Annotated in this window: 23 protein-coding genes; 11 read left to right on the forward strand and 12 right to left on the reverse strand. The window is 68.5% G+C overall.

What is annotated here, in order from left to right; genetic code table 11:
• Window positions 1–2: 2 nt before the first annotated feature.
• From ACFVWD_RS42740 to ACFVWD_RS42750, 3 genes are all read right to left on the reverse strand, one after another.
• Window positions 3–251: a hypothetical protein gene (locus ACFVWD_RS42740; RefSeq protein ID WP_389603325.1), complete on the reverse strand. Its 249-nt coding sequence runs from the start codon at window positions 249–251 to the stop codon at window positions 3–5.
• Complete coding sequence (locus ACFVWD_RS42745; protein WP_389603326.1) at window positions 248–1,108, reverse strand: hypothetical protein; 861 nt, start codon at window positions 1,106–1,108, stop codon at window positions 248–250. Before ACFVWD_RS42745 ends, ACFVWD_RS42740 begins: the two co-directional genes overlap by 4 nt.
• Window positions 1,109–1,279: 171 nt before the next feature.
• Window positions 1,280–1,894, reverse strand: coding sequence for a hypothetical protein (locus ACFVWD_RS42750; protein WP_389603327.1), 615 nt, complete (start codon window positions 1,892–1,894; stop codon window positions 1,280–1,282).
• Window positions 1,895–2,489: 595 nt separating this feature from the next.
• Here ACFVWD_RS42750 and ACFVWD_RS42755 point away from each other — a divergent pair.
• Together ACFVWD_RS42755 and ACFVWD_RS42760 are read left to right on the forward strand one after the other, a co-directional pair.
• Entirely contained in the window at window positions 2,490–3,863 is a 1,374-nt protein-coding gene (locus ACFVWD_RS42755; protein ID WP_389603328.1) for a hypothetical protein, read from the forward strand.
• A gap of 312 nt (window positions 3,864–4,175) precedes the next feature.
• Window positions 4,176–5,132 (forward strand): hypothetical protein, encoded by a 957-nt coding sequence (locus tag ACFVWD_RS42760; protein ID WP_389603329.1) that lies wholly within the window; start codon window positions 4,176–4,178, stop codon window positions 5,130–5,132.
• Between the two features lie 306 nt (window positions 5,133–5,438).
• Here the strand turns inward: ACFVWD_RS42760 and ACFVWD_RS42765 are convergent, their stop codons facing one another.
• A complete protein-coding gene (locus ACFVWD_RS42765) occupies window positions 5,439–5,678 on the reverse strand; it encodes a hypothetical protein (protein WP_389603330.1) in 240 nt (79 codons plus the stop codon).
• A gap of 89 nt (window positions 5,679–5,767) precedes the next feature.
• On the opposite strand from ACFVWD_RS42765, the gene ACFVWD_RS42770 reads away from it, so the two are divergent.
• The 6 genes from ACFVWD_RS42770 to ACFVWD_RS42795 all read left to right on the forward strand — a co-directional run bounded on the left by ACFVWD_RS42770 (window position 5,768) and on the right by ACFVWD_RS42795 (window position 9,650).
• Window positions 5,768–5,929 carry a hypothetical protein gene (locus tag ACFVWD_RS42770; RefSeq protein WP_389603331.1) on the forward strand — a complete coding sequence of 54 codons (162 nt, stop codon included), beginning with the start codon at window positions 5,768–5,770 and terminating at the stop codon, window positions 5,927–5,929.
• Between the two features lie 433 nt (window positions 5,930–6,362).
• Window positions 6,363–7,370, forward strand: coding sequence for a HEAT repeat domain-containing protein (locus ACFVWD_RS42775; protein WP_389603332.1), 1,008 nt, complete (start codon window positions 6,363–6,365; stop codon window positions 7,368–7,370).
• A gap of 336 nt (window positions 7,371–7,706) precedes the next feature.
• Window positions 7,707–7,988 carry an HU family DNA-binding protein gene (locus ACFVWD_RS42780; protein ID WP_054230207.1) on the forward strand — a complete coding sequence of 94 codons (282 nt, stop codon included), beginning with the start codon at window positions 7,707–7,709 and terminating at the stop codon, window positions 7,986–7,988.
• A gap of 204 nt (window positions 7,989–8,192) precedes the next feature.
• Entirely contained in the window at window positions 8,193–8,396 is a 204-nt protein-coding gene (locus tag ACFVWD_RS42785) for a cold-shock protein (protein WP_097228186.1), read from the forward strand.
• A 353-nt stretch (window positions 8,397–8,749) separates the two neighbouring features.
• Window positions 8,750–8,959, forward strand: coding sequence for a DUF6207 family protein (locus tag ACFVWD_RS42790; RefSeq protein WP_266592094.1), 210 nt, complete (start codon window positions 8,750–8,752; stop codon window positions 8,957–8,959).
• A gap of 286 nt (window positions 8,960–9,245) precedes the next feature.
• Window positions 9,246–9,650 (forward strand): hypothetical protein, encoded by a 405-nt coding sequence (locus ACFVWD_RS42795; RefSeq protein ID WP_389603333.1) that lies wholly within the window; start codon window positions 9,246–9,248, stop codon window positions 9,648–9,650.
• A 59-nt stretch (window positions 9,651–9,709) separates the two neighbouring features.
• Here ACFVWD_RS42795 and ACFVWD_RS42800 read toward each other — a convergent pair whose 3' ends face one another.
• Together ACFVWD_RS42800 and ACFVWD_RS42805 are read right to left on the reverse strand one after the other, a co-directional pair.
• Window positions 9,710–9,955, reverse strand: a complete 246-nt coding sequence (locus ACFVWD_RS42800; protein ID WP_389603334.1) for a hypothetical protein — start codon at window positions 9,953–9,955, stop codon at window positions 9,710–9,712.
• 518 nt (window positions 9,956–10,473) lie between these two features.
• Window positions 10,474–11,412 (reverse strand): conjugal transfer protein, encoded by a 939-nt coding sequence (locus ACFVWD_RS42805; RefSeq protein WP_389603335.1) that lies wholly within the window; start codon window positions 11,410–11,412, stop codon window positions 10,474–10,476.
• Window positions 11,413–12,121: 709 nt separating this feature from the next.
• Here ACFVWD_RS42805 and ACFVWD_RS42810 point away from each other — a divergent pair.
• The 3 genes from ACFVWD_RS42810 to ACFVWD_RS42820 are packed head-to-tail and all read left to right on the forward strand — an operon-like array spanning window position 12,122 to window position 14,896.
• Window positions 12,122–13,546, forward strand: a complete 1,425-nt coding sequence (locus ACFVWD_RS42810; protein ID WP_389603336.1) for a hypothetical protein — start codon at window positions 12,122–12,124, stop codon at window positions 13,544–13,546.
• A 25-nt stretch (window positions 13,547–13,571) separates the two neighbouring features.
• Window positions 13,572–13,964: a hypothetical protein gene (locus ACFVWD_RS42815; RefSeq protein WP_389603337.1), complete on the forward strand. Its 393-nt coding sequence runs from the start codon at window positions 13,572–13,574 to the stop codon at window positions 13,962–13,964.
• 44 nt (window positions 13,965–14,008) lie between these two features.
• Entirely contained in the window at window positions 14,009–14,896 is an 888-nt protein-coding gene (locus tag ACFVWD_RS42820; protein ID WP_389603338.1) for a hypothetical protein, read from the forward strand.
• A 145-nt stretch (window positions 14,897–15,041) separates the two neighbouring features.
• Here ACFVWD_RS42820 and ACFVWD_RS42825 read toward each other — a convergent pair whose 3' ends face one another.
• The 6 genes from ACFVWD_RS42825 to ACFVWD_RS42850 all read right to left on the reverse strand — a co-directional run bounded on the left by ACFVWD_RS42825 (window position 15,042) and on the right by ACFVWD_RS42850 (window position 25,823).
• Entirely contained in the window at window positions 15,042–20,165 is a 5,124-nt protein-coding gene (locus ACFVWD_RS42825) for an SAV_2336 N-terminal domain-related protein (RefSeq protein WP_389603339.1), read from the reverse strand.
• The gene (locus ACFVWD_RS42830; RefSeq protein ID WP_389603340.1) at window positions 20,158–21,114 is read right to left on the reverse strand and encodes an AAA family ATPase; all 957 of its coding nucleotides are present in this window, start codon (window positions 21,112–21,114) and stop codon (window positions 20,158–20,160) included. The genes ACFVWD_RS42825 and ACFVWD_RS42830 overlap by 8 nt, the downstream gene beginning before the upstream one ends.
• Window positions 21,111–23,177, reverse strand: coding sequence for a hypothetical protein (locus ACFVWD_RS42835; RefSeq protein ID WP_389603341.1), 2,067 nt, complete (start codon window positions 23,175–23,177; stop codon window positions 21,111–21,113). The genes ACFVWD_RS42830 and ACFVWD_RS42835 overlap by 4 nt, the downstream gene beginning before the upstream one ends.
• Entirely contained in the window at window positions 23,174–24,121 is a 948-nt protein-coding gene (locus tag ACFVWD_RS42840) for a hypothetical protein (protein ID WP_389603342.1), read from the reverse strand. Before ACFVWD_RS42840 ends, ACFVWD_RS42835 begins: the two co-directional genes overlap by 4 nt.
• A 375-nt stretch (window positions 24,122–24,496) precedes the next feature.
• Window positions 24,497–24,682, reverse strand: a complete 186-nt coding sequence (locus ACFVWD_RS42845) for a hypothetical protein (RefSeq protein ID WP_382041821.1) — start codon at window positions 24,680–24,682, stop codon at window positions 24,497–24,499.
• Between the two features lie 235 nt (window positions 24,683–24,917).
• Entirely contained in the window at window positions 24,918–25,823 is a 906-nt protein-coding gene (locus ACFVWD_RS42850) for a hypothetical protein (protein WP_389603343.1), read from the reverse strand.
• Window positions 25,824–25,825 lie beyond the last annotated feature (2 nt).

The raw sequence follows: 25,825 nt of genomic DNA on the forward strand, positions 1-25,825 counted from the left end.
GCTCATCCGCCGGCGTGTGATGCGCTGCCTTCCTGCGACAGCTCCCTTGCGCGAGTGTTCCTGAACGTCTGCTCAGTCAAAGGAGGCACACTCCCAGGCCGGTGAACCTTTGCGGTCACAGCACTAGGGACATCGGCTTCGATGGCCAGGGCGACGATGGTCAGGGCGCCGTTGGAGCGTTCGGGGGTGCTGGTGAGGATACGGTCCATGGCGGCGCGGATGCGGTCGCGTTCGTCGGGCGCGGGGCTCACGTCGGGTTCTCCTCGGTAGTGATGCGGGTGCGGTCGTGGTCGTCGGCCCAGGTGCGGAGCCGTGTGGCGTTGACGTGCAGGCGCTCGCCGATGGGCTCGGGAAAGAGTCCGGCCTTGCGTTCCAATTGTTCGGCACGCTGGCGTAGGGCGGCGGCCTGCTGGTCGGTGCGCACGACGTTTCCGCAGCCGGGCACGCACCGGTCGAGGACGGGTGCGGTGAGCTGCTCGTCGTTGCGGCACAGCGCCCGGTCGCGCCGGTAGAGGCACAGCAGGAGGGCGTGCGGGTTGTCGTACAGGACGCCGCCGTCGCGGGCCAGGTGCCGGCGGGCGAGTTCGTGCTTGACGGGGAAGTCGCGCTTGACCAGACCGCCTTGGAACAGGGGGCCGGTGGTGGCCCGGAGGAGGGCCTGGCGGGCGGCGGGCCCGGAGATCCCCTCACCGTCGTGGAAGCGCTCGGTGAGGTCGGCGGCCGTGTCGGCGGTGGCCAGGGCCGTTTCGATGTCGACCAGCCGGTGGATGCCGCCGCGGCTGCGGGTGCCGTAGCGGCCGGCCTCGTCGGTGTCCAGGGCGGTACGCAGGTGCCCGTACTGGATGGCGAGGGCGACCAGTCCGCCTGGGCGGCGGGCTATGTGCCAGGCCAGGGTGCGGCGGAACCGGGCGGTGCCGATCCTGCCGTGCGGGTCCGCAGGGATCGTCTGGCCGGGTAGTCCGTGGCGGGAGGCCTCAGTGTTCGCCCAGGTGACGAGGTCGTCGATCCGGTTGCGGATGGCGCTTGAGCCGAGGGAGCCGGATCGGGTGCGGGCACGGAAGGGGTCGTGGGCCGCGGCGTCGAAGAGCAGGGCGCCGTCGGCGGCCACAGAAATCGACCGGGAGCGACGCAGGCTGGTTCTCTCTCGACGATAGAGCTCCTCCGACCACTCGTGGCTCCCGCATGTTCCCGTGACGGTTCCTCACACCAGCGTTCCTGAGCATCTGAGCGCCCGCTCGGCGCAAGGAAAACCCCGCTCCAACCCGGTGGACCTAGGCGGTCACAGCACTAGCCAGGCCAGGGCGTCGCTGCGGCTCCCGGGCCCCCAGAGGTACTCCACGGGGAACTGCGTTGTCTCGAACCGGGCGTCGAACTCTGCCCAGTACGCGTCCTCGTACCGGCTTCCGGGGCGGGAAGCGCTGCGGATCAGGAGGTAGAGGTATCCGTCGGCACCGGTGTCGTCGCGCAGGGCATCGGCCTGGGCCATGTGGACGCTTCCCTCGTCGTTCCAGGCCATGACGACGATGTCGCGTTCCACCGGGGCGGGGTACAAGCGCCCGCCAGGGGTCGGGTGTCCCCACAACTGGTTGATCAACTCTGCCAGGTCGTGCAGGGTCCGTGCCGTCTCCACGGGCATCGTGCGGTGGTAACCGGTCGGGTGGGCGACAGCATTGCGCAGCCGCGACATCGCATGCTCGATGCCACGCGTGCGCTGGCCACGCAGCAGACCGGCTGCTCGGGCCCAGGTCCGCAGCCCGGCGAGCATCCCGTTGAAGTCGATCAGGGTGCTGCCGACCTTCAGCTGCCACTGCGGCGACGGCTGCTGCCGAGGTCTCCGCCGGCTCCTCCTGCCCAGCGTCTTTACCGCGGCGAGCACATCGTCGTAGGTGCGCACGTCCAACGGATCTCGGAGACTCCACGAGGATTATCTAGTGCTGTCAAGTGTCTCTACAGGTCAACGTATTGGAGATGAGTAAGGCAAGTAAGGCATGTGGCTCTGCCCACGAGAACGGACAGCACTCGCGAGATGGAGGACGCCGAGCGCACCTGCCGCGACGAGCCCGTCGTAGTCCAGCGCCCCGAACCGGAGCACGAGGCAGCGGCCGTCGAAGTCAGCGGACACGGAGTCGAGATGTGACGCATGAAATGGAGGGCCCTCGTTGGCGGGGCCCTCCAGACGTACCGGTCGACGGGTTCGGCCGCGTACGTACCATCAGGCAGTTGGACCTTGATCAGCTCGAACCGTTCCGGTCCTCGCCCTACGTCACGACGATAGCGTCGGCCAACTCGGGCAACGAACGTCCTCTCCCGACGGGCAGTCAGCTGCCATGCTGAGCAACTGAACTCCCATCCTCCTTGGAGAGCCGCGTGGTCCTGAGCACCACCGGCGAACCCGTCATCGTGCAGAAAGACACTCAGGTACACGTCGGTGTCGACCTTCGGCCGGGGCCCTTCCTGGGACACTCGGGTGAGATAACGAGGAGAAGTCGGTGACGGACGTGGAAAGTCTGATTGCGCAGGTCTGGAACCCGGACACGCGACCGCTCGCAGAGGAAGCATGGCGCTGCTACAACGCCGGCGCCATCCGCGCAAGCATCGCCGCAACCTGGACGGCAGTCACCGCGGACATCATCACCAAACTCATCCAACTTGCCGACAACGGCGATGCCGGGGCAGTCGCAGTCCGCACCGAGATTACGAGTGCACAGGGGAAGGGCATCACGCCAGACGGCGTTCGCGCGATGCAAAACATCGAAGCCAGCTTGCTGACCAAAGCAGCCGACTTCGAGCTGATCGACTCGATCGGCCAGCGAGAACTCGAACGCATCCGCGAAGACCGCAACCTCTGCGTGCACCCGTCACTACGCAGCTTCAGCGAGGTCTACGAGCCTCTCCCCGAAGTTGCCCGCGGACACCTCGCGGTCGCCCTGACAACGCTGTTGACCCATCCCGCCACCCAGGGCGGGAAAATCTTGGACGCGTTCCTTGACTACACCTGTGACCCGTCGTTCGTACCGGTGGTGTCCCACATTCAGACCAACTTCTTCGACCGCGTACGCACAGCTGCCCGGAGCAACATCGCCAAGCTCGCCGCGAAGCACGCCCTACGCGAACTCGATCCCGATGGTCGCTTGGCGACCATCGAGTACGCCAACAGGTCCGCCGTCGTGCTGTTCGCGTTCGCGCAACGCGACAGAGAACTTGTCCGTTCCGCCGTAGCTGGACAGCGCGAAAACTTCCAGACACTCGACGGCGAGATGCAGCTTCGCGCACTCACCCGACTCGGTGACCAGGATTTCTTCTGGGAAATGGCGGACGAACCACTCCGTGAGCGGCTTCAAGGTTTGCTGACCAGGAACATTACCGCTGCGGCCTGGGAACCTCTTCGCTCCGACATTGCAGCAAGCCTGACGGTCGTCAGCAGCAGCTATGCGCGGGAACGGATTCCCGCGCTCGAACAACGCTTTGCCGACCTTCCTGAGCTGCATCGGATGAACGTGGTGGCAATGCGTCCCCACCCATACTTCGTCCCCGTAGTGCTCAGGTTCATCGCGGAGGCCGGAAGCTGGCGTACCGGGGAGCAAGCCGGTCAACTTCTCGTCCAGCACGGCGTCTTCCTCGGCATCGGGGATCTCCGGACAGCGTTGACAACGTGGGCGGACAACCTCGACTGCCGCACCGCCGCCCAGATGCCCGACCTTGCCGTGGCGCTCTTCCGTAACACGGCGCATCTGGGCTTGGCGCAGCCCGCGGAGTTCGTCTCCTTCCTCTCCCGCGTTCAGTCCATGGCCGAGGAGGGAGATAGCTTCTACCGATACCCGGCGCTGGAGGCGGTCTTGCGCGCTGGTGGCCACATTCGGTGACGCGCCTCACGCGGCCCTTCCGCTGCCGCGTCCCCAGCGGCTTCCGGGACAACATCGAGCTCCGGGGTAAACCGGAAGCTGCGGCGGGTGTTGGGGGGATCGCCCGGACGCGTCACATGTGTCTGCCCGCTCGGCACCCCGGCCCCTGACTCTTAACTCGCGCGCAGAGTTTGCGGTCGTTCATGATCACCAGCAGGCGAGTCCTGGCACCCGCGTTCGACCCACCACCTCTACACGCAAAAGCAGTCATCTTCCCGCCACTCCTGGTCATTTAGTCGCACCAAATAGCTGTGAAATGTTGCAATAATGCGCATGTGCGACATCACGCTTTTCGCATTCTTTTGTGGGACCATTTCCGACATGAACCGCAGATTAATGGGCTGGCGGCTTCTGCGTGTGCGCGGACTGATGATGGTCGTCCTGGCGGCACTCATCGCCTGCGCCGCCCCTGGAGTAGCCAACGCCGACATTGGGCGCCCGAACAACGCTGAAACCGACATCGAAAACTACTACCGCGAGTTCCTCGGTCGTCCTTCAGATCCTGGTGGCTTCAACAACTACCGCGACCGAATGTGGAACGACTGTAAATTCGGCGTTCTCACCGCTGGCATGATGATCGGCGACAGCCAGGAAGCTCACAACCACCTTCGCACGCCGAACGCCTTCGTTCCCGCGATGTACCGCGCGCTACTCAACCGTAACGCAGACCCCGGCGGCCTCCAGGCCTACATCAATGCCGTCAACACCCGCGGCTACCGCTGGGCGATCAGAGACATCCAAGCTTCTCAGGAGTTCCGCAACCGGCTTAACGCGATGTGCCAGGGCCGTCGTGGCTCGATGACGCAAAACGAACTCAAGCCGGACCAAGCCGTCTCGGCAGCCATCGGGATCAACGATGCTGGGATGACCCTCATCAAGGCATGCGCCGTCGGCACAGTCATCAATCTCGTCGGCGGCGCGACAACGAGGGGACTGTACGCGGCAAGCAAGGCCATCAAGGCAGCGAAGCTGGCTTTGGGCGTAGCTATCGAAAAGGGTGCCGCCGGAGACTGCATCTCGGCCTACAAGGTCCTACAGACTGCCGACGACATTGTGACCTCGGCCCGGTACGAACCTGGGGTTACCAGTCCTGGCTACAACAATCCGACCTACGTGTATTTGAACCAATGGAGGAAATGGGAATTGACTGGCCGCTGGTGCCACCTCCAGATGGGCGCCGGCCCATCGGCACCCGAACGCTCGTGGCGCGAAGTTAAATTCCGCTGCTGAGCACACGGATATGCGAGCTGACGCGACACCCTCTGGTGGCGGCACTGTGAGTGGACGGACGTCGGGAAACGGTGTCCTGTCCGCTAACGCCTCCCCACCGACAAGCCCAAGGCTGATCGAGGCGGTGAAGCCGGGGCTCGCAGTGAAGGCCCGGTACCGACGGGGGATGCGGTACCGGGCCTGTGATCACCGTACTTGCTGGTGCCGTACAGCAGAAGCCATTCGGCGCCAGCAGTACGTTGCTCGGTTGGAGTGCCCGTGGGGCCGACGGAAGGTGCCCGCCAGCCCCACGGCCTTTTGCTGGGATCAAGCAGCCGGGTAGGAGCCCGTGACGGTGATGATCTCCGCGTTGGTGGCGCCCTCGGCGTCGCCATAGAGGTGCTCGATGTTCAGCACCGCCGCTCCGTTCGCGTCGCTGGTGACCCGCATACGGTCGATCTTCGTGCCGTCCGATCCGGCATAGATGACCGCCTCACCGGTCCAGACGCCGCTGTCGGCGTCGCGTCCGTCGAGACTGAGCTGGAACGTGTAGCGGGCGCCGGCCACGGCCGGTACCGGCAGGGTTAGGCCGAAGCCGGCGCCGGTGGTTCGGCCTGCTGACCGACAAACTCATCCGCCGCGGCGTCCACACCTCGGTGAAGGCGCTGGAAGACGACATCAGGGCATGGATCGTCTCGTGGAACGAGAGCCCCAGGCCCTTCACTTGGACCAAGACCGCCGACGAGATCCTCAAATCCCTCGCCGACTACCTCACCAAGGTCACTCCGCCAGCCACCGAGAACCAGCAAGATACTTAAGCCCGCGATTTCCGGCGCATCACACTAGCTTCGCATTTCCAGTCGGTCTCTTGTCCTGTCGAAGTGCATCTGTCAGATAGCGAGCCGTTGACCTGCTGGGATGCCAGGCCGATTGAGAAGACGGAGGCTCGGGTTTCTCAAACGACCTGGCTTTCACGGAGGAGTGGTTCACAGAACCACTCAAGGCGGCAGCAGGTGAGGCGTACGTGCGGAATCCCCCGGCACCCCGGTGCAACCGGTTGTCAGTGCTGTTCGGCAGGGTGTGCATGTGACGACTCGAGACGAGGAACGTGGCACCCCCATCTGGTCTGGACTGCCTCCGACGGCCAGAGAGCTGCTCATGGCAACCGAATGGGACGCCCTGCAACATGCATATGGGAGCGCCGAGGACACCCCGCCGTACCTGCGCCAACTCCTGAACGAGGATCCCGAGGTGCAGGCCGAGGCACTGGGAATGCTCGATATGTCCGTACTGCATCAAGGATCCCTGTACAGCTCCACCCCGCCGGCCGCACTGTTCGTTGCAGCGATCCTGGCCCACCCCCAGACTTTGGCCGAGCACGAGAGCTTCTTCCCCTGGGACGACCGGACCCGGCCCCTGCGGGCTGCACTACTCGACTGGCTCGGCCAGATCGCGGACTCGGCCTCCTACGGCGAGGACCCCGGCAGCAGCGAGGGCGAGTACGGGGATGAGTGCGACGGCGAGGACGAAGACGAGATCGAAGCGATCCGCGCATGCCGAAGTATCCGACCCGAGCTCTACGACGCGGTCGAACCGTTCCTCGACGATCCGCATCCGGACACCCGAGAGGCAGCCCTCGGAACGGTCACCCTGCTTCTGAAGGCACCCGACCTCGCCGAACTCGTCCCCCGCGCCGCCCACCGTCTGCGTAGCGTTCTCGAAGCAGACGGCAGCCGCCGAGAACGCTCCTCCGCAGCTCTGGCAATGGGCTCCTGGGGCCAGGACACCACCGGCCTCCTCAACGATCCTGATCCAGCCGTGCGCACCTGCGCCGCTTTGGCCACCGGATGCGTGCACATGCCCCGCGCCACCGCCGTCCTGCTCGAAGCCCTACAGAACCCGGCCGAGGCAGACCATTGGTTCCCCGACCCCCTCCCTCAGATCGACGGCTGGCTCCGCTTCACCCTCCTGAAGGCCATCCTTGACCGCGTCGACGCCTTTGAGGACCTAGCCCCGGCGGCCATGGCCCTGATACCGCTCGCCAGCGACTACACCGTCGACCGCGACTGGGGTCCGCTGCTCGTCAAAGCCTTCCCCACCGGCTACCGCCCCGGCCTGCCACTGTCGGCCGCACAACGGGAGCTTCTGCAAGCCGTCACCGCCAATGACAACTGCTGGGGAAACATTGGCAACAAAATCCGCTGGCTCAGGGAAGCCGGCCTGCCGGAGCAGCGCGACGCCATCCGAGCCCTGCTCTGAGTGACAGGTACAGCGAGAACCGGACCAGAGAAATGAGATCAAACCTCACGTACTGGGCGAACGTCGTCGCTCACCGCGCGGCGCAGTGAGAATCCGACAGCACGAACGAGAAGCGGTGAGAATCCGACAGGCTCAGGGCGACAGGACATCTTTCCGAGTCGCATGATCCTCGTGCTGCTGATGTTGGTGACAGGTGCGGCGCCCAGGTGACAACCCACACATTGATACTGCTACTTCGCCCCGAGGATCGCACTGTCAGTGGCCGATGGCAGCATGGTCGGCTCGTCCCGCCTGCACGCCGCAGACCGGGACCGTCCAGGAATATGGAGCAAAGCAATGAACCGGAGTGAACTGGTGACTGCGCTGGCGGAGCGCGCCCAGGTGACCCGCAAGGACGCCGATGCCGTGCTGACCGCCCTCGCCGAAAGCGTCGGCGATGTCGTCGCCAAGGGCGACGAGAAGGTGACGATCCCGGGCTTCCTCAGCTTCGAGCGCACCCATCGGGCCGCACGCACGGCGCGCAACCCGCAGACCGGCGAGCCGCTGGAGATCCCGGCCGGATACAGCGTGAAGGTCTCCGCCGGCTCCAAGCTCAAGGAAGCCGCCAAGGGCAAGTGACCCCCGACTCCCCGTGTCCTGCGGGGCACCGCGGAGCACGGATCGAGTCAGGTGCCAGGCTGGGCACGCGGCACGCAACGCCGCACGCAAAGCCGGGCACTTGAGCCGCCGGCAGGGTAGAACGGACGCCGGGCACCGTCCGGTCGAGGACGGGCCTGCACCCAGACGAGCCGGGAATTCCGGCAGGATTTGAAGGACATCAGCATGGCCAGCGGCACCGTGAAGTGGTTCAACGCCGAAAAGGGCTTCGGCTTCATCGAGCAGGACGGCGGCGGACCGGACGTCTTCGCCCACTACTCCAACATCTCCGGCAACGGCTTCCGGGAGCTCCTTGAGGGCGAGAAGGTCACGTTCGACGTAGGCCAGGGCCAGAAGGGTCCCCAGGCCGAGAACATCGTCCGCGGCTGACACGAACATCGCAGAGTGGAAGTCCGAGGCCTTCGAGAGCCTCGGGTTGAATCCCACCGTGTGAAGAGGGGTCCGGCGCAGCCGGGCCCCTCCTCTGTTCCCCCGCGAACCTGGCCAGCCTGGGCAGCGCCGAGAAGTGGTCAGCCCGGCCCCGCCAGAGCGTTACGGGACCGGGCTGGAACTGTGGACCAGCAAGCCCGTTGGCGCCGGGACCTCAGCCTTCGCGCATCCTAGAACGCACATCAAGGCGCCGGTGCCCGTTGACAATCATCAAACTGCGCGCGGAAGCACACGATCGGGTGATGCTCCCTGGGACGGAGAACTGCCGGCAGCGCCAACGCGTCGTGCCGGGCATGAGAGCAATCCTTGACGCACACGTGGCGGAGCCGGGCCTGGCGGTGGTGGAGATCGCAGCCGCCGACGACGCGACAGCCTTCGCCATCCAGGACCTGCTCACCGAACGATGCGCTGCGGCACCGGCAGACCGGACGACCAGAGATCCAGGCGAGCCGGGCGTCCGGCTACGGTTCTTCGTCGACCTACGCGAGCGCCCCGACGCATAGCCCGATCCCGTCCAGCGTCCAGGCCGGACGAGCAACCGGCCTGAACCTAAAGCGGATCTGGGCCGCACACGGCGCAGCGCCTCATCCGTGCCCCCTTCGCACGCAGTTCTTCCGCCGTGACAAGCTGTTTCTGATGCTCACATGCCAAGAACATGCTGCCGCCCTCCAAGGTACGAGGGCTCGTATCAGCCATACCATCAGCTGGAACAGAACCTAGGTGCAGCTAGGCCGACGCCCTGCGAGCGCGACACGCACCAGACGACCGGCAGCGTGGGAGAACGACATCATGAGCAGATCGAGCGATCGCGCAGGCGGCTGGATCGAAGGCTGCGCATCCCTTGTAGGAGGCTGCATAGTCGTTGTCGTCATGCTCGGACTTTTCGGCGCTTTCGTGATCTCAAAAACGGTTGACGACATCGATGACGGGCCGTCATCAGAGCCCGCATCACGCCCTACCGCAACGACCGGGACCGTTACTCCGCCCGACTTCCCAGAGGAAGAGGAAGAAGCGGTGACAGATGACACCGGCGGGACGGGTGGCCGGGACTTCGACGGGCAGGTCGGCATCCAGTTTGGATACGCCTGCTCCCCCGTCGGCGCGCTCGGCATTGCCGAGGATGGACGTCCAGCCAAGTGCTTCATGGGCAAGGACGGCCGGGCTCGGTGGGGCTATGACTCGAACCGCGGATAGTTTCTCGGGAAACCGACGTCCTGCCTGATCAACGGGACGGCCGTCGGCCCGGCATGGCGTCAGGCGGCCTGTGCCAGGTAGTACGGGGTGACGTCGCGCCGAGTGGCGGGCGGGGACGGACAGGGCGGCGCCGGAGCAACGACCGGAGTCTGCACGGCCTGCGGCGGCTGGGACGCCAGACCGATCCCCATCAGGACGGTCGCGACAGCGGCACCGGCCGTGATCGCCATGTACAGGTCCCCGCGGGGTGGGGTCTCGCTGCTGCGCCTCTTGGTGTCGAGGTACACCGCGGTGGCCGCGGCCACCGCGCTCTACGTTCTCCACCCACGGGTGCGTACTGCCGGGGGGCTGGTCGCCGGGCTCGATGCCCTCGATCATGCGCAGGGCGATCTCGCCCGGGTCGACCTGTGCGCAGCCGTCGCACGGGCCGCGGCTGGCGAGCTTGCCGCCCGCTGGTGCGCGACAGGCGTGCGTCCAGCTCGCCCAGGTCGCGGGCGGCGGCGATGCCGCCGGCGAGCGCGGCCTCCACCCGGGAGGCCTGCTCGCGGTAGGCGCTCACCTCGCGCCGTGCGCCGGCTGGCCGCGAACCCGGTCACGCGTGCCTTCCTCGGCCAGGGCCGGCCAGCGACCTGTACGGAGGACAGCGGCGGTTCCGCTGCAAAACGACGCCGCCGGCGGGCAGGTGACCGCCGGTGAACACGGTGCACGGCCTGATGCTCGCCGGGCAGCTCAACGACCTCGGCAACTCGTGGATCAATGCTCACCCAGGACGGGCCGCTGGGGCAGGCCCAGCAGGTGGCCGCCGAGGTGGCCCAGCAGAGCGTCAACTCCTACGACCCCCGTCCCGGGCGGTCCCGGACTCCAGCGCCGCGACTTCCCACCGGCCCGAGCGGGCCTTGAGCGTGAGCTCGTACCCCAGCGGCCAGCGACCGCCGGAGTCCCGGGCTTCCACCTGCACGAGGACACGCACTGAAGTTCCATCGACCGGCACCTTCCCGGCGGCCGCAGCCTCCTCGACGGCGGACACCCGCTGCACCGCGACCGACGTGTACGGGGCGGGGGAGAGGGGCGACAGCTTCACCCCGGGTGCGAGGTAGCGGTCCACCTCCCCGGCTCCCGTCAGGTACGCGCCGAAGAACTCGCTGACTGCCAAGGACAGATCACCATCGGACGCCACGCTCACGCCGTACGGCGACTTGCCCACCGCGGCGCGCGCCGGGCCGGCCACCGCGCCGGGGGCGCCGGTCACCGTGAACGAGGCGCCGCTCGCGTCGGCGGTCACAGGGACGACGAAGTAGCGCAGCCGTCCGTCGGCGTAGTGCGCAGCCACGGTCACCGCCCACTCGCCGTCCTCGCGCTGCGCACTGCGCACGGCGGTCACCTCCGCCGGCTTCGGCTGCGCACTGGCGACCGGATCCGGCAGATCGACATCCGGCGCGAGGGACTGCGCAAGCCGCGCCTGCGCACTGTTCGCGTCGCCGGCGCTGCTGCGCAACCACGCGTCGACGAACACCTGCGCATAGCCCGCAGGGTCGGCCGCGGCGGCCGCGCTGCGCACGGCGGCCGGCTTGTCCGAGGGGGCGGCCGCGACGGTGGTCGGGCCGGACATCACCGCGACGCCCAGGGCGACGGGGCCGGCCGCGATCGCGCTCAGAACCGCCAGGCGTGAAAGGCGGACGCGCCGCCTCATCTTCTCCAGCCGAGCGCCTGCGGCCATCGGGAGAGCCGCGTCGCTCTCCGAGGCCTGCTTGCCAGGGGACATGGTCAAACTCCCAGGTCAGAACGTGTACTTGCTGACCTTGAGACAACCCGCCGACCCCGACCCGACCACCGACCACGAACCCCCGACCACGGTCACGATGGGGACACAAAGCCCGTGGTCGGGGTCATGGTCGGCCCAACCACAGACCCGACCACGGGCAAGCCGTGAGCCGAGGACAGGACATCGCGTCCACCCCGCGGTCCCCAGGCCGGCGACAGCTGGGCGACCACGTGACGCCCGGCCAGCGGACCCGCACACCGATGCGCAGACGCAAGCCATCCGGAGCCCGCGAGGTGCCTGCGCAGTGCTCCAACCGGACCTGCGCACCAGAAGATCAGGAATCCTCGGGGCCGACTGCACAGCCGCACCGCGCAAGCCGACTGCGCAGGATCCTCGGATGGTTGCGCAGCCCGATTGCGCACCGCCCCTCCGGGGCTGCGCAGTCGGGTGCGCAACCGCTGCGCACTGGGGGCGAAGGGTGGCGTGGTCGGCCCGACCATGAGCCCGACCACGGCAGCTAGACGGCCATGTTGCCGGATCGTGACCGATGGTCGGGGCTCGTGGCCGTCAGCCTGGTCGGGGTCGGCGGATGAGCTGACCGCATGGAACACACGCACGCCCCCGCCCCTGTGCCCGCCGGCCGCCTCACCCTGGTGGGCACGGTGCGCTGCCGTGGCCACCGCGCACGGCCTGCGTCAGGGGCAGTGCGATGAGCGGCTTCGGGGCCGGGGTCCGCCGTGGCGTGATGGCGGCTGATCAGTTCACACAGATCTCCAACGGGTTGTTCCGCGACAGCCGGATCTCGTACCGGGCGAAGGGAATCTTCGGCTACATCAGCACGCACCGAAACGGCTGGCTGGTGACCATGGCCGCCCTGGTTGCCTTGGGCCCCGATGGACGAGACGCGGTGCGGGCAGGGCTGAACGAGCTGGAGAAGTGCGGCTATCTCGTCCGCGATCGCGTGCGCCGCCCGAACGGCACTCTCGGAGAGATCGTCTACAGCATCACCGACCGCCCTACCGCCCCGGACGTTCCGCTGATCGACCCGGTATCGGTACCCGCCTTCCTTGAGCCTGGCAGCGACGCCGGGTTCGGCGCGGGGATCCGCCGCGGCGTGATGGCGGGAGATCAGTTCACACAGGTCGCCAATGCGCTGTTCCGCGACACCCGGATCTCCTTCAAGGCGAAGGGGCTCTTCGGCTACATCAGCACCCACCGGGACGGCTGGCAGGTCACCATCGCCAACCTGGCCCGACACGGCCGCGAACGCGTAGACGCGGTGACAACTGGCCTGGAGGAGCTGGAGAATCACGGCTTCCTGCTGCGTGACCGCGCCCGCAACGCCGACGGCACGCTCGGGCAGGCGCTGTACTTCATCACCGACCTGGCCGCCCTGCAAAACCCCAGCTCACAACCAGAGTCGGGTTATCCAGGATTGGCTGAGCCAGTGTTGGCTGATCCCGGCACTAAGAACACCATCGTTAAGAAGACCAACAAGCAGAAGACCAACCCCCTCCGTCCGTGTGGCCGCGGCGACGCCGCGCGCGCGAACGGAAGGACGGACCCCCCGGACGCGGCAGCGTCCCCGGCGCCGCCGCCTCCGGCAGACGAGATGCATCCGGGGATCCGGCTGCTGCTGGAGATCGGGGCGAGCCGTCCGGAACTCCTGTTGACCGGGAAGCCGCTGACCGATCAGGGCCGCGTGGCGACCGTGATGATGGATGCAGGCTGGAGTGCTGAGCAGCTGCGCCACGTCATTACCGGCCGGCCCCTGCCGCACCCGGTGCGCACATCGGTCGGCGCGATCATCGCCGCCCGGCTCCGCGCCGCCCAGGCTTACCCGCCGCCCGACTCCGCAGCGGACCACCACGATGCGCCCCCGTGGGACGAGCCGTACGCGTCGGCGACAACCGAGCGGTCATCGATGGGGGCCGCCGCCCGCAGCGTGCCCGAGGCCCTGACCTACCGGGCCCTCGTCGAGTGCGCCGGCTGCGGGGTGCCCGCAACCGCCCCCGGTGAAGACCTCTGCCCGGCCTGTCTCGGCTGGCCGCTGTGCCGCACCTGCCCGGGCCCGACTCCCCGGCGGGCCCACCCCGACGGCGACGGCCGCTGCAGGACGTGCGCCTCCGTCTGACCGACCCACTGGAAGGAAGAAGCCCGTGACGGACACGCTCCGCACACCACCGCCGGCCGCAGCCGGCCAGCACCGGCGCCCCTTCACCCTCGACCCGAGCCGGTGGGAGGCGGAACGCTCACGCGCCCTGCGGACCGGCCACGTCCGCGACCACACCTGCACGGGCGAGTGCGAACCCGTGCTCGTGTACGAACGCACGCGGTGGGGCTGGCTCGCCTGGACCGTTCCCGGTGACGGCACCCCGCCCGAGCAACCCCATCAGATCGGGGTTCTCACCCCCACCGCGAGCCGTATGCAACGCCTGGCCCTGCGCTGGCTGACCAGGCACCCCGCCCACCGCATCGCCCTGGCCCCAATGGCAGCGAGCCCCTCGCCACCGAGGATGTCTACACCTACGACGATGTGCTTGCCACGGTAAAGAGACTGGGCAGAAGGCGCGGGCGGGCCTCGCCGCGGTGGCAGTTGAAGGTCGGTAGCACACTGATCGACTTCAATGGAATGCTGGCCGGGCTGCGTACCTGGGCGCGTGAGGCCGGTCTGCTGCGTGGTCAGCGCACACGCGGCATCGAGCACGCGTTGACACGTCTACGCAATGCGGTCGCCCACCCGGTCGGCTACCAGCGCACCACGCCGGTAGAGACGGCACGGACACTGCACGACTTGGCAGAGTTCATCAACCAACTGTGGGGACGCCCCACCCCTGGCGGGCGTTTGTATCCCGTCCCCGTGGAACGCGACATCGTCGTCATGGCCTGGAACGATGAAGGGAGCGTCCACATGGCCCACGCCGACTCCCTGCACGACGACGCCGGTGCCGAGGGATTCGTCTACCTTCTGATCCGAAGCGCCTCTCGCCCGGGAAGCCGACTGCAGGACGCCCACTGGTCAGCGTTCGATGCCCGGTTCGAAACCACGCAGTTCCCAGCGGACTACCTGTGGGGGCCGGGAAGCCGCAGCGACGCCCTGGCCTGGCTGAAGGAGCAACAGCCGACGGGGGATACCGTCGACTACATCGACCGCGTCTTCCTGCTCCGCGAGCACGACGGCCAGCTATACCCGCCGATGCGCCCGGACGTGGCCGCTGGTCTCCTCCCAGAGGAGCAGGGCGGCACCTGGCACTCTGTGCGTGCCGACTTTCCCGAACACGCCTTCGCGCACGTGCGGGAACTCAACGGCACCCCTCGCACGCACGCCCGCACGGGTGACTGCATCTGCCCTGCTCATCACCTCAGCAGCGGCACCCACGAAGAGGTAGTGAGGACGGCCGAGGCCGTCGTCGGCACGATTACCCCCCGACGGCCTCCTGCCGTGCAAACCCCCGACACGTTCCTTTGGCCGCACCGTTTCTGAGTTCACGACCAGCCCACCGCCTCGACAGCACCCATGTCGGCGAACCCACTTTGAGGCGTGCAAAGCCCCCGCGAGAGCGATGCCGCGACAGGACCATCCGGGTTCGGTCACCGGCGTCGCGAAGTCGGACGTCCGGCCGCCACCGTCACAGATCTCCAGGAGGACGCGACCACGCTTCGATGGCGGGTGGTTCCGTGTACCCCGCGACCGACACCCACGCCTTCTCGGCGCCCTCCTTACTCTGGACGTAGACCAGGCGGAAGGTGTTGCGCAGGTCCTGCCTGTCAGCGAAGACGGCGCGAAACAGGGTGTCGGAGACCGCCACCGCCGCCGGGGAATCGCTTGCGGCATTCAGAGCGGCCCGCAACGGCTGCGAATCCACCAACCTGGCGGCCGTGACCACCGGCTGCCCCAGCCGTGCCCCCCGGTGCTGTGCCACGTCGCCGCAGTGCAGCGCGAGGCGCAGTCTGAGGTATGCGTCTCGGTGGAGGCCGTGCAGTGCGCGCTCTAGTCGCGCGAGCAGGTCCGGGGCCAGCGCCATTGTTCGCGTCCCCGGCTTGAAGACGATGATCTGCCCGTCACCCCTGTCGTTTCTCTCCCAAGTCGGTGGGCTCTCGTCCTGGGAGAGCGCTTGGGTCAGAACGTTGTTCAGAGCACTGCGGGCATTCATTTGGTCCGTCACGGACTTCGCGGCAAATCCCGCGATGTCCACGACGAGGATGAGGTGATTGCGTCCGGAGTCCACGGCGGCGCGGGTGCGCGCGAGTTCGCCGACGCCAGCATCCGATTCATTTCCGGCGGTACGGGCGTTGCTCCACCGTCTCCCTGCCTCCACCGCCCTGGTCGTCACTTCGAGTCCCAGGTCGGTGCGCAGGAGCAGGGGACGCAGCACGTACTGCGCGGACGGCTCAGCACCGTGGATATGCAGCCACTCGAGTGCGCGATCACCGGCCCTCATCGCCTCGGCCGGAGTGAGGTCGTCGCGGGAGAGTAACGCGCTCAGGACAAACTGGGCGTCAAGATCGGTGTCGTGCCCGTGCCCCCTCAGCCACCTCAGAGCGAGCGCCGTGGCCTCGCGCGCCTCCTCCGGTGCCAGGTCGACGCGTTGCAGGAGCGGATAGAGCACGAACTGGGCCTCGGGGGAGGCGCCGACCGACCTGAGCCAGTCGAGGGTGTACCGCACGAACTGGCGTAGGGCGTCGGATGGTAGGTCGTCCCGGCGCAGTGCAGCGCCCTGCACGAACGAACTGTCGAGGCTAGTGCCGTAGGAGTCCAGCCAGTGCAGCGCCTGGTCCACCACAACATGGGCATCCTCCTGCGACAGACCCTCGCGCAGCAGAGCCGCCGACAACACGAGCCGCGCTGATTCGGTGTCCCCACGCGCCGCGAGCCATGCCCGGGTATACGCCAGCGTCCGAGCCGTCTCGTCCCCGGCAAGGTGGGGGATCGCCAGCAGGGAGCTGAGTAGGTACTGCGCATCTTCGGCCTCCCCGCGCACCGTAAGCCAGTCCAGCGCCTGTTGGATCACCTGCGCCGTCTGCTGGCGAGTCAGGTCCGCGCGGGACACGAGGGCGGTGAGGACGTATTGAGCGCTCTCGGTACGGCCATGCGCACTCAGCCAGGCCAGTGCCTGGTCGACGACGGCTCTGGCCTCGTCTGTGCCGGGGTCGGTGCGTTTCAGCAGCTCACGCAGTTGGACGGGGGTGCTTTCCTGCACAGCGGTGGACGCTTCCCGCCGCTCCGTGGCGAGTGCTCGGAAACGCTCCGCAAGCTGTGAGTCGCCCTGTTCATCCGCCGTGCCGGCGATGGCTTCCAGGTCCGGGACCGCGGCGTTCCGAGCCAGTGCGTCCCACAGGGATTCCGGGGGGACCGAGTGACGGCGGATTTCACGCCCATACTGGTCGATGTGGTCGGAGAGCCGGAAGGATCCCAATGAGGACGCTAACCCGTCCGGCCGCGCAACTTGCATCAAGCCTGCGCTGTTCAGCTTCTCGACAGAGAGCTGTCTCAGATCCGGAGTGCTCTTATCGAGATGGCGCAGATAGCCGAGGGCCGCCTCGGAGAGCAGGACGCCAGGGATCGTCGGGCCGTGACCGTAGCGGCGGGCGTCGATCGCGGCGTCCACGAAGGCGCGTACGAACGACGGCGCGGAGGTATACCGCTCGATCGCGTCGGCGCCACTCGTGAGATAGGAGAGGGACTGGGCGTTCACTAGCGATGGCACGGGGATGGCCACACCCCTGAGGCACAGAGCTCGTGCCTGCTGATGCCGGTCGGGAGAACTCAGCGGGGCAGCGGAGGTGAGTGTGTACCAGGGCTCCGTTCGCACTGTGCCCATCATCAGGACCGGACCGTCGGCGGGGGCTTCCAGCCGCGCTCTCAGCGCCTCCGCGACCCGTTCGCCGCGGCCGCCGGCCGTCTCGTCCAGGAGGTGACGCTCCGCATCGCCCAGCCAGATCACGGTGCGCGCACCGATCCGGGCCGGGGTGTCGAGTGCCGTCTCGAGGTCGGCGCTGGACCGGGGTTCCCACAGAGACCAGTCGTCCGGAAGGTGGCGCGCCGCTTCCCAGGCCGACCGGGACTTGCCCGAGCCAGGCGGGCCGACGAGCAGGGCCAGCCTCGATGCTCCGTCAACGCAGTCACCTACGATGGCCCGCAGCAATCGGTCGTGGCTCCGCTCGACGTAGCGCGGCGCTTTCGACCGCGCCGCACGGTCGGCGAATACAGCAATCGGTTGCCCGAGCCGTGCCGTCATGACGGATGATGCCGATTCTTCCCGGCGCTTCTGCAGAGCACGGTCCCGCAACTCGATGAAAACGGCCGCGGTTGACTCGCCGTCGGAATCCGGACCAGCCTGCCGGGCGAGGAAGTCAACCAGCCAGTTAAAACTGCGCTCGTCGGCCGGGACGGCCTTCCCTCTGAACCAGTCGGACAGTGTGCTCGTGGTGAGGTGGACAGGAGGGGACGCCTGCTCGGCCCGCCACACCAGCGACGCATATGTCGGGGCGCCGGCCCGGTGGTGCAGCTCGCGCAGAGATTTGGCGAGTGCATCCCGGCTCTCCCGCCGTACTTTGCTGAGGCGGGTCTGGACACGGAACACGACGACGGCCCCCGGCCGGGGAGCCGTGCGCTCGACAAGGGCCACGCAGGATCCGAGAGACTGAAGCCCTCCGGGTTTGTCCGAGTCGTCGAGGACCAGGAGGAATTCGACGGGAGAGAGTACGACCGGGGTGCGCGGGGACGCAGTGCGCACAGCCTGCATCACGCGCGGCCACGAGAAAGTGGTCTCCATTCGTACCGTGACATGCAGCGGCGCGCCCGGGGTACGCCACAGCAGGTCCTGTTCGAGCGCGTCCTCAACCCGCGTCGGCCCTTCGAGGGCGATGCCCTCCGCGGAGAGCTGGCCGCGGAGGTCGCTAATCACATGGGTGAGTGTGAGTCTGCCCTGGATGGGGCGCAGGTCATCGAAGAGCGTGTTCCGATAAGGCCAGCCACCAAGCGGGGCCGGGAGCCGGTGATAGGTGTAGTCAATCAGGCGCCGCAGCAGGAGCTCGGTGTCGCGCAGAGCCGAGGGCGCGGTGGGCGGCCCGAAAAGCGACTGCATCTGCGCCCGTACAGCCTCGTACGTAGCGGATGCCTCGTCCGCCTCAAGAGTCGTCACCGCGGCACTGCCCTCGGGGGTGGCCGGGGGTGTCGCACCGGCCCGCCGCGTCCCCTTCGCGCCTCCGTCCCCCCTCACCGCGGTGGCCGTCTCGGCGAAGGGTTGTGTCTGCGCCGGGACTTGCCGTGCCGCAGTCGGGTCGTGCAGTACGGTTGCGACGCCCCCTGGGGCGTACGGGTGGGCGGTGGCATGGCGGCTGAAGGCGGCCCGGATGTGCCATGCGTCGTGGGTCGTGAGGTGCGTGCGCAGATGGGCCCGGGCGGGGGCACTGAGCGCCAGCAGCGGATCGCCCTCGGCGTCGCGGCGTACGGTGAACAGGCCGCTGGTGAGCAGCTCGGCGAGATCGGAATACCGGGCTTCGGGCACAGCCTCGTCGCGCAGTATGTGCAATAGCGGCAGAGGCAGTTCGGGGAGCTCGGAGCAGAGGACGGCCAGACGTACGGCCGGGGTGGGGGCGGTGTGGACGAACGCTTCGGCGAGCCGCGTCGGGTCGGTCTGTCGGGCTGGTGCTGATCTGTTGCGCGCCCGGGGCAGGCGGCCGGTCGCGGGGATGAGCACCGCGTCGCAGCCCCGTGGGTCGGCGCGCATGAGCGTGCTGGCCCACGCGCTCAGGGAGTTCGGGTTGCAGGACACGACGGGCAGCGCGGACCAGGGCCCGAGGGGGTCCTCGGCGTCCACATGGGGACGGAGTCTGGGAGGTAGCCGGAAGCGGAGGGCGCGGTTGGGCTCGCCGGCTCGGTCCGCGGTGACGCGTACGGGGGGCAGGTTCAGGGCGGAGCGGCGCCACAGCCGCGGCGGCAACGGATCGAGCAGGGCCACCGGAATCTGTGCACCCCAGTCGCGCAACAACACCCAGGGGACGGGGCCGTGCCAGCCACGGGCGGCGCAGTCGGAGACCAGCAGGACCAGCCGCCTGCCCCGGGTGCCGCTGCCGTGGTGGGGGACGCGCTCGCGGGGGACTTCGCAGCCGTGGTGGTCGCGTACGCGCGGCTCGTCCCCCTGCCACTCCAGGCGCCAGGTGTGGACGGCGCGGAAACCTCCCAAGGTGGTCAGGAGCCGGGTGATGGCCCGGATGGTCTCCTGCCACACGGTCATGGACAGTGCGGAGTCCACGATGACGACCGCCTCGAACCAAGGTTCGGGAGCGGGACGGAACAGCGGTACCAGGGGGCCGCCGCGCGCGTAGTGCTCGACGGTGGCGTCGATGTCCAGGAGGCTGCGTGCGCCCTGGCGCCATGGCCGGCGGAAGGGCTGGATGGCACGGCCGACGACGAGCGCATCCGGCAGCGGGTTGGCGCGTCCCAGCGACAACGGCGCACCACGTACCGTGTCACTCGCCCCGGGTCGCCGAACGGACAGCTCCCTGCTCCTCGCGCCGGTCGAGGTGCCGTCCCCAGCCGGCCCGGGCTCGCTGTGCTCGGACGGCGCCGTGGATTCGGGGCGGGGGACGGTCTCCTCGGCGGGTGTGGACCGGGGCGGGGCCGGGTCCTGGTCCGAGGTGCCCGAGGCGGCGAGCCACAGGGCGTCGGCGAGCGTGCGCGCGTCCACTTCGGAGGGCAGTGGCGCGCTGCCCAGGGCCCGGACGAGACGGGCGAGGGCGTCAGACACGCGAGAGCTCGCGTAGGAGCAGCTCTCGCAGCTCCTCGTACTGTTTGCCCTGCGGCGCCTGGTCACCGGTGAGCAGGGCCACGGCGTTCAGCAGCTGGTCGACGGCGAGGTGTTCGCCCGCCTCGACTCGCTCGGCGAACTCCTCGACGAGTTGCTGTGCGCCCTTAGGCACCTCGTGGAAGTGGGCCTCGACGATGCCGGTGAGGACGGCACCTGTGAGGGCGGGCATGGGGTAGCGGATGCAGCGGCGTAGGAAGGCCGGTGAGAAGTCGCGTTCACCGTTGCTGGTCAGCAGGATGAACGGGAACTGGGTGCACTGCACCCGCCCCCGCTCGATGAGGTGCTCCTCGTCACTGTCCCACTGGCGGACCTTGACCCTGGGCTTGCGATACCGCACGAGTTCGGGGATCTCGAACTCACCTCGCTCCAGGACCTCCAGTAGGTCGCTGGGCAAGTCGAGGTCGCTCTTGTCGATCTCGTCGACCAGCAGGGCACGCGGCTGGTCGGCCGGCAGTAACGCGGTGCCGAGGGGGCCGAGTTGCAGGAAGGGAGCGATGTCGTCGCGGCTGCGTCCGCGTCCGGCCCGGTCCGCCGGTCCGTGCGTCATGGCCGCGCGCAGGCTCTGCGCGTGGATGCGTCCCAGGGCGTCGTAACGGTAGACGGCGTCGGCCAGCGAGCTGCGGGAGGTGATGTGCCAGCGCAGGACCTGCCCGAGCTTCAGCTCGTGGGCCACCTGCTCGATCACAGTGGACTTGCCGGACCCGGCGGAACCAGTGACGAGGAGGGGGCGGCGCAGGTGCAGCGCCGCGTTCACCGCGTCGACGAGACCGGGCGGCGGCTGGTACTGGCGGTGCTGCGGCGTGCGCGGAAACGTGCGCCACGGCGGTGGGACGGCCAGCGGGGTGTCCCGCTGCTCGCCGTCACCGCGGTAGTAGGGCTTCCAGGTCACAACTCCTCCTCGGGGCTGGCCACGACACGCTGCTCGAAGGGACGGCAGAACTCCAGCCAGGCCTCGTCATGCCAGACCGCACGCACCTCGCCGAGACAGGCCTTGCAAACTCCGTGTCCCGCGGACCACCGCTTCCGGTAGGCCTCGGCGAAACCAGCAGGCAGGCTTTGCCAGTGACGTTCTACTTGGGCCTGCAGTCGTTCGTCACCGGGGCGCGCGTCCGGCCGTGGCCACAGGATGATCGGCGCGTACGGCAGGAGTTGCTCAAGGACGTCATGCAGGGCTTCGGGGTGGTGGTCGAGCCCGACCGCGGTGTCGTATCGGCCTGTCTCCAGGTCTTGCTCGAGTCGCTGCCGGTCCTTCAGGACGGACGCTCCGATCCAATCCACCGGCGCGCTGGTGCAGGCGGCCATGTCGCGCAGCGCCTTGCGGGCGGCATCGTTCATCTCAGCGCTCTCCTCCATCGGGTCCATGCGGCCGCTCCAGCGCACGACGACGGTGTGGTTGACGCCGAGCCGGCGAAGGCCGACCTTGTCCTCCTCGGGCTGCCAGGACGCCAGCAGGTGGGCAGGCGCGGCGACGTCCACGTTGACCAGCTGTTCCGGTGTGGGGAGCCGGCCGCGCGCCCACTTCAGGGCCGTCCCGATCGCCCGGCCCACCCCGCGCTGGTCCGCGGACTCGCAGCGGAAGCGCTCGTGGACGGGGAGCCTCTCGCCGCCGCCGACCAGCCAGGCGTCCACCTCGTCCGGCCAGTCGTTCAACGCGCCGGCCAGGCTGACGACCAGGCGGAGCTCCCCCTGCTCACGCCTGCGCGCCAGCTCGGCCAGGGCGTCGTTGAAGTCGGTCACCACACCCGTCTTCCACGCCCATTCCCGCAGCCGGGCGTCCACCTCGTTTTCCCCGGCCAGTAGGGCGAGGGCCGCCACGAAGCGCGCGGGGAGCTTCCACGGGGACTCGTCGAGCTTTGGCATGCGTAGGGCCGCGTACTCGACGATGTCGCGCAGCAGCTCGGCGCCCTCGGCCTCAGGAGGCAGACCGGACAACTGGCGTGCCGCGCGCAGCAGATCGCTGGTCAGCACCTCGGCGAACACGGTGTTGAGGAGGGTGACGATCTCGCAGCATCCCAGGAGTGTCGCCACCACCTCGGTGACCCGGTCGTGCCAGACCGGGTCGGCAGCGTCCGCCACCTCGCTCCGCCGGGCGAACGTGTGGAGCTCCTCGAGCGCGGAACGTGTGAGGCGTGCCGGGAGGCGGGTACCGGCTCGCCATAGGGCCACGGCTTCCTCCAGGTCCTGTCGTCCCGCTGGCCCCACGACGCCGCCTCCGGAGCCTGGCGCCGACCGCGCGTTGCGGGCGAGCCACAGGCCGTCGGCGGCGAAGGGGTCGTTGTCGTATTCGAACCGGCCGACGACCTGGCCCACGATGCGCTCGCGCAGCTCTTCGGTGAGTTTGGCGTCCGCGTACACCAGGGGACCGGCGCCGGTGACTCCTTGGCGCAACACGTCGACGACGGCGAAGGTCAGGCGCATGTCGCGGGCCGCCTGATCGGCTGCGGCTGCGGTGAGGACCGACAGCCTGGTACGGCCCGCCCGCACCCCGCCCGCGATGCCGCGCGCGTCCGGGGTGGCGCCAGCCGCGTGGCAGGTGTCCACCAGCGCGACGACGCCCTCGACCCCTGGCTCGTCGACGGCTTCGGTGAGCAACTGGCCGACGTGTACCGCGGACCCGATGCTGCCGGTCGTGGAGTCGGCGACCATGTAATACAGGTCGGCCTGCTGGGGGGCGGTGAAACCGTGCCCGAGCAACGCCACCACCAGCACCGCGTTGTCGTCCCGGGCCCGGCACACGGCTTCGCGTACGGCGTTGCGAACGTCCTCGGGTTTCAGAGCGGCGCTCACTAGCAAGGACGGATGGTCGCCGGTGCGGACGGCGCACGCCCCAAGGGCAGGGTCGGTGAGTACGGAGTGCAGGCTGCGGGCGGCTTCCTCCAGGCGGGACAGGACGCCCATCGCCGTGCACTGCGCGCCCACGACCAGGACGTGCCGGCGTTGCTCCTCGGTCACTTCTTCAGCGCTTCGACCAGGGGGCCGGCGACGGCCGGCTGCCGCAGGTACTTGGTGGCGCTGTGCACCCACAGACCGTCGGAATCCACCCGCTCGGTCACCGGCAGGACACCCGAGGTGTTGGGCAGCATCCAGTTCTGGATGCGCGGTCGGCCCACCACGATGTCGTCGCGGTCCCAGAAGTTCAGCCACCGTTCGACCCGGCCAGGGGTGCGGGGCGGTTGTGGCACTAGCCGTTGCAGTACGGCCGCCCCGGTGGCCAGCGGTGAGCCCAGGGTCATCAGTAGCGGAACCGGCCCGCGGTGGCCGTTCAGCGCCTCGAACGCCACGACGGTGCCGAGCGAGTGGCTCACCACGATCAGCGGGCGGTCGGGGTCCGTGCCGTGCAGCACCCGCTCGCGGATCCGTTGGTCCAGAGTGCGCCCGGCGCCGTCGGCCTCTTGCCTTCCGAGGTAGCGGCCGACCTGGGCCAGGTACCACAGCAGCGGCAGACCACTCGCCCACTGCGCGCTCCCGCGCAGCCCCGGAATCTGCAGCAGGGTCGTCAGCACCCTACCGAGGACGCGGATCGGCGCTCCCACGCCCTGGGCCTCGCCGTCGAAGCGGGGCAGCTGGGACCGGGCGTCCTTGACCACGGCCAACGCCCGCTTGTCGCCCCGCTCCACGGACTGTACGCCCAGCTCGTCGATCAGTGCCTCGACGAACTCCTCCAGGAACACCGCGTCTTCCTGGTCATCGAGTGCCAGGGCCTGGTCCCCCTGCGCCTCCGCGTCGGTGAACAGATCGCTGTAGTCGGCGAACCGGACCTCCGCCAGCCAGCCCTGGGTCAGCCCGGAGACCGCGTCGGAGTGCCCCGCCTTGCGGGCGCCTGCGGCCAAGGCCTCCAGCCACTCACGGCGTTCCCGCTCCGGATCACGAATCCCTCCGATCCCGTGCAAGAACACAAGTTGAGTAGTGTTTGAACCGCCCACCCTCGCCCCCCGTACCACCTGTGCTGAAACGCTCGACTGACACTAAGCCACAACTCCGCGCCTCACCAGGCGAATCGGGCAACACCGGAGGAGGACCCCGCCATGGGGCCGGCCACATGCGGCGGTGATCCACTCACCGTCGCATGTGGTCCGGACCGGTCGGCATCAACGGCACGATCCGGTCCCACATCGCATCACTGAGAGCCGGTAACGGCACCGTGCGAACAGGGCCTTGGCGGTAGGCGAACGGCTCGGAGGCCGTCTACCGCTGGGCGATCGCCCAGCGGCAGAACAAGGAGAGGATGCCGTGCAGGCGCAGCCCGGCGGAGGCCAGGTTGTAGCCCGACCTCAACATCCTTGACCACCTGTGGCGGCAGACGGAGCCGACACCGACAGCGGGTAGCTGGTGAGGGTCACGCCGTGCTTGTTGTACAGCTCCAGGCAGGTCTCGTAGTCGGCTGGCCGCCAGCCCTGCACAGTCGGGATGATGTCGAAGTCGGGGTCCTCGGCCATCAGGTCGACGAAGTTGCCCATGGGCGGTCGATGTGCTCGCGCACGGAAGCGAGATTTGCTCGGATCGACGTCCGAGAGACCGTTCAGGAGTGGCGATGGCCGGTTCCGCGAAGCCATCGGCTCCGCGGTGGAGGGGTGGCTGGCCTCTCCATACCGGCCATCGTGCGGCGTCTGGCCCGCCGGGAGTTCGTCGATCCCTTAAACCAGAGGCCGCGGTCTTACGGTATCCCGCGTGTGACGCGGTTCGGTGTTGCAGTCAGGACGTCGAGGACCGGCGGGCGGCCAGCTCCTCGAGGCGGGAGCGCTTCCAGCGCTGCTGGCGCGGTCGGCCGGCACTGCCGCGGCGGTATTCGAACCCGTCGGGCTGCTCGAGATCGGGCAGGAGCCCGTGCCCGAGCGCGCTGATGAAGCTGTCGGCGTTGCCGTATCCGAGGATCTGAGCCGCTTCGGCGGCACCGACCAGGTCCTCGTTCGCGTCCTGGTCGGCGGCCGGCAGCACACCGCGCTTGCGGGCGGCGGCGGCGACGGTGGCCCGGCGCCACTTCTTGCGGGCTCCGCCGCGGCTGCCTTCCTCCCTCTCCAGGGTCTCCGGCTCGGGCAGTTCGGGGATGCGCCCCTGGTAGAGGGCGCTGGAGAACGAAGCGACGCTTCCGTAGCCGAACACGCTCGCGACCTCGGCCGTACCGAGCAACTCGTCGGGGTCCCCGTCGACCGACACCGGGGGCAGCGCAGTAGCCGGGGCGGAGCTGCGCCGGCCCTTGCCGGGCCGGTTGCTGGCCCAGGCGACGATCGTGCCGCGGCGCCACATCGGGCCGTCGACGTTCTCGTCGGGCTCGGGGAAGTACCCGGGCCGGTCGCGGAAGTAGGCGTCGATGGTGGAGGTGCGGGTGTAGCCGAGGAGCTTGGCCACCTCCCGCTTGGGCAGCAGCTCGTCCTGGTCGGCCTCGAGTACCGCGGCCGGCAGCGTGCGCTTCTTCGGTGCGCGCTTGGCGAAGAACGCCGCGACCTCGTCGTGGCGCCAGAACCGCTTGCGGCCCTCGGTGTGCGCGACCGCGGGGAAGCCGCTGTCCGGGTCGTTGCTCCACTCGCTGATCCGGGGCTTGCTCGTGCCGAACTCGGACACGATCTGCGCGGTGTCCACGAGCTGCTCGGCGGGAGACATTG

It is taken from the genome of Streptomyces sp. NPDC058086 (assembly GCF_042885015.1).
Lineage (GTDB): Bacteria > Actinomycetota > Actinomycetes > Streptomycetales > Streptomycetaceae > Streptomyces.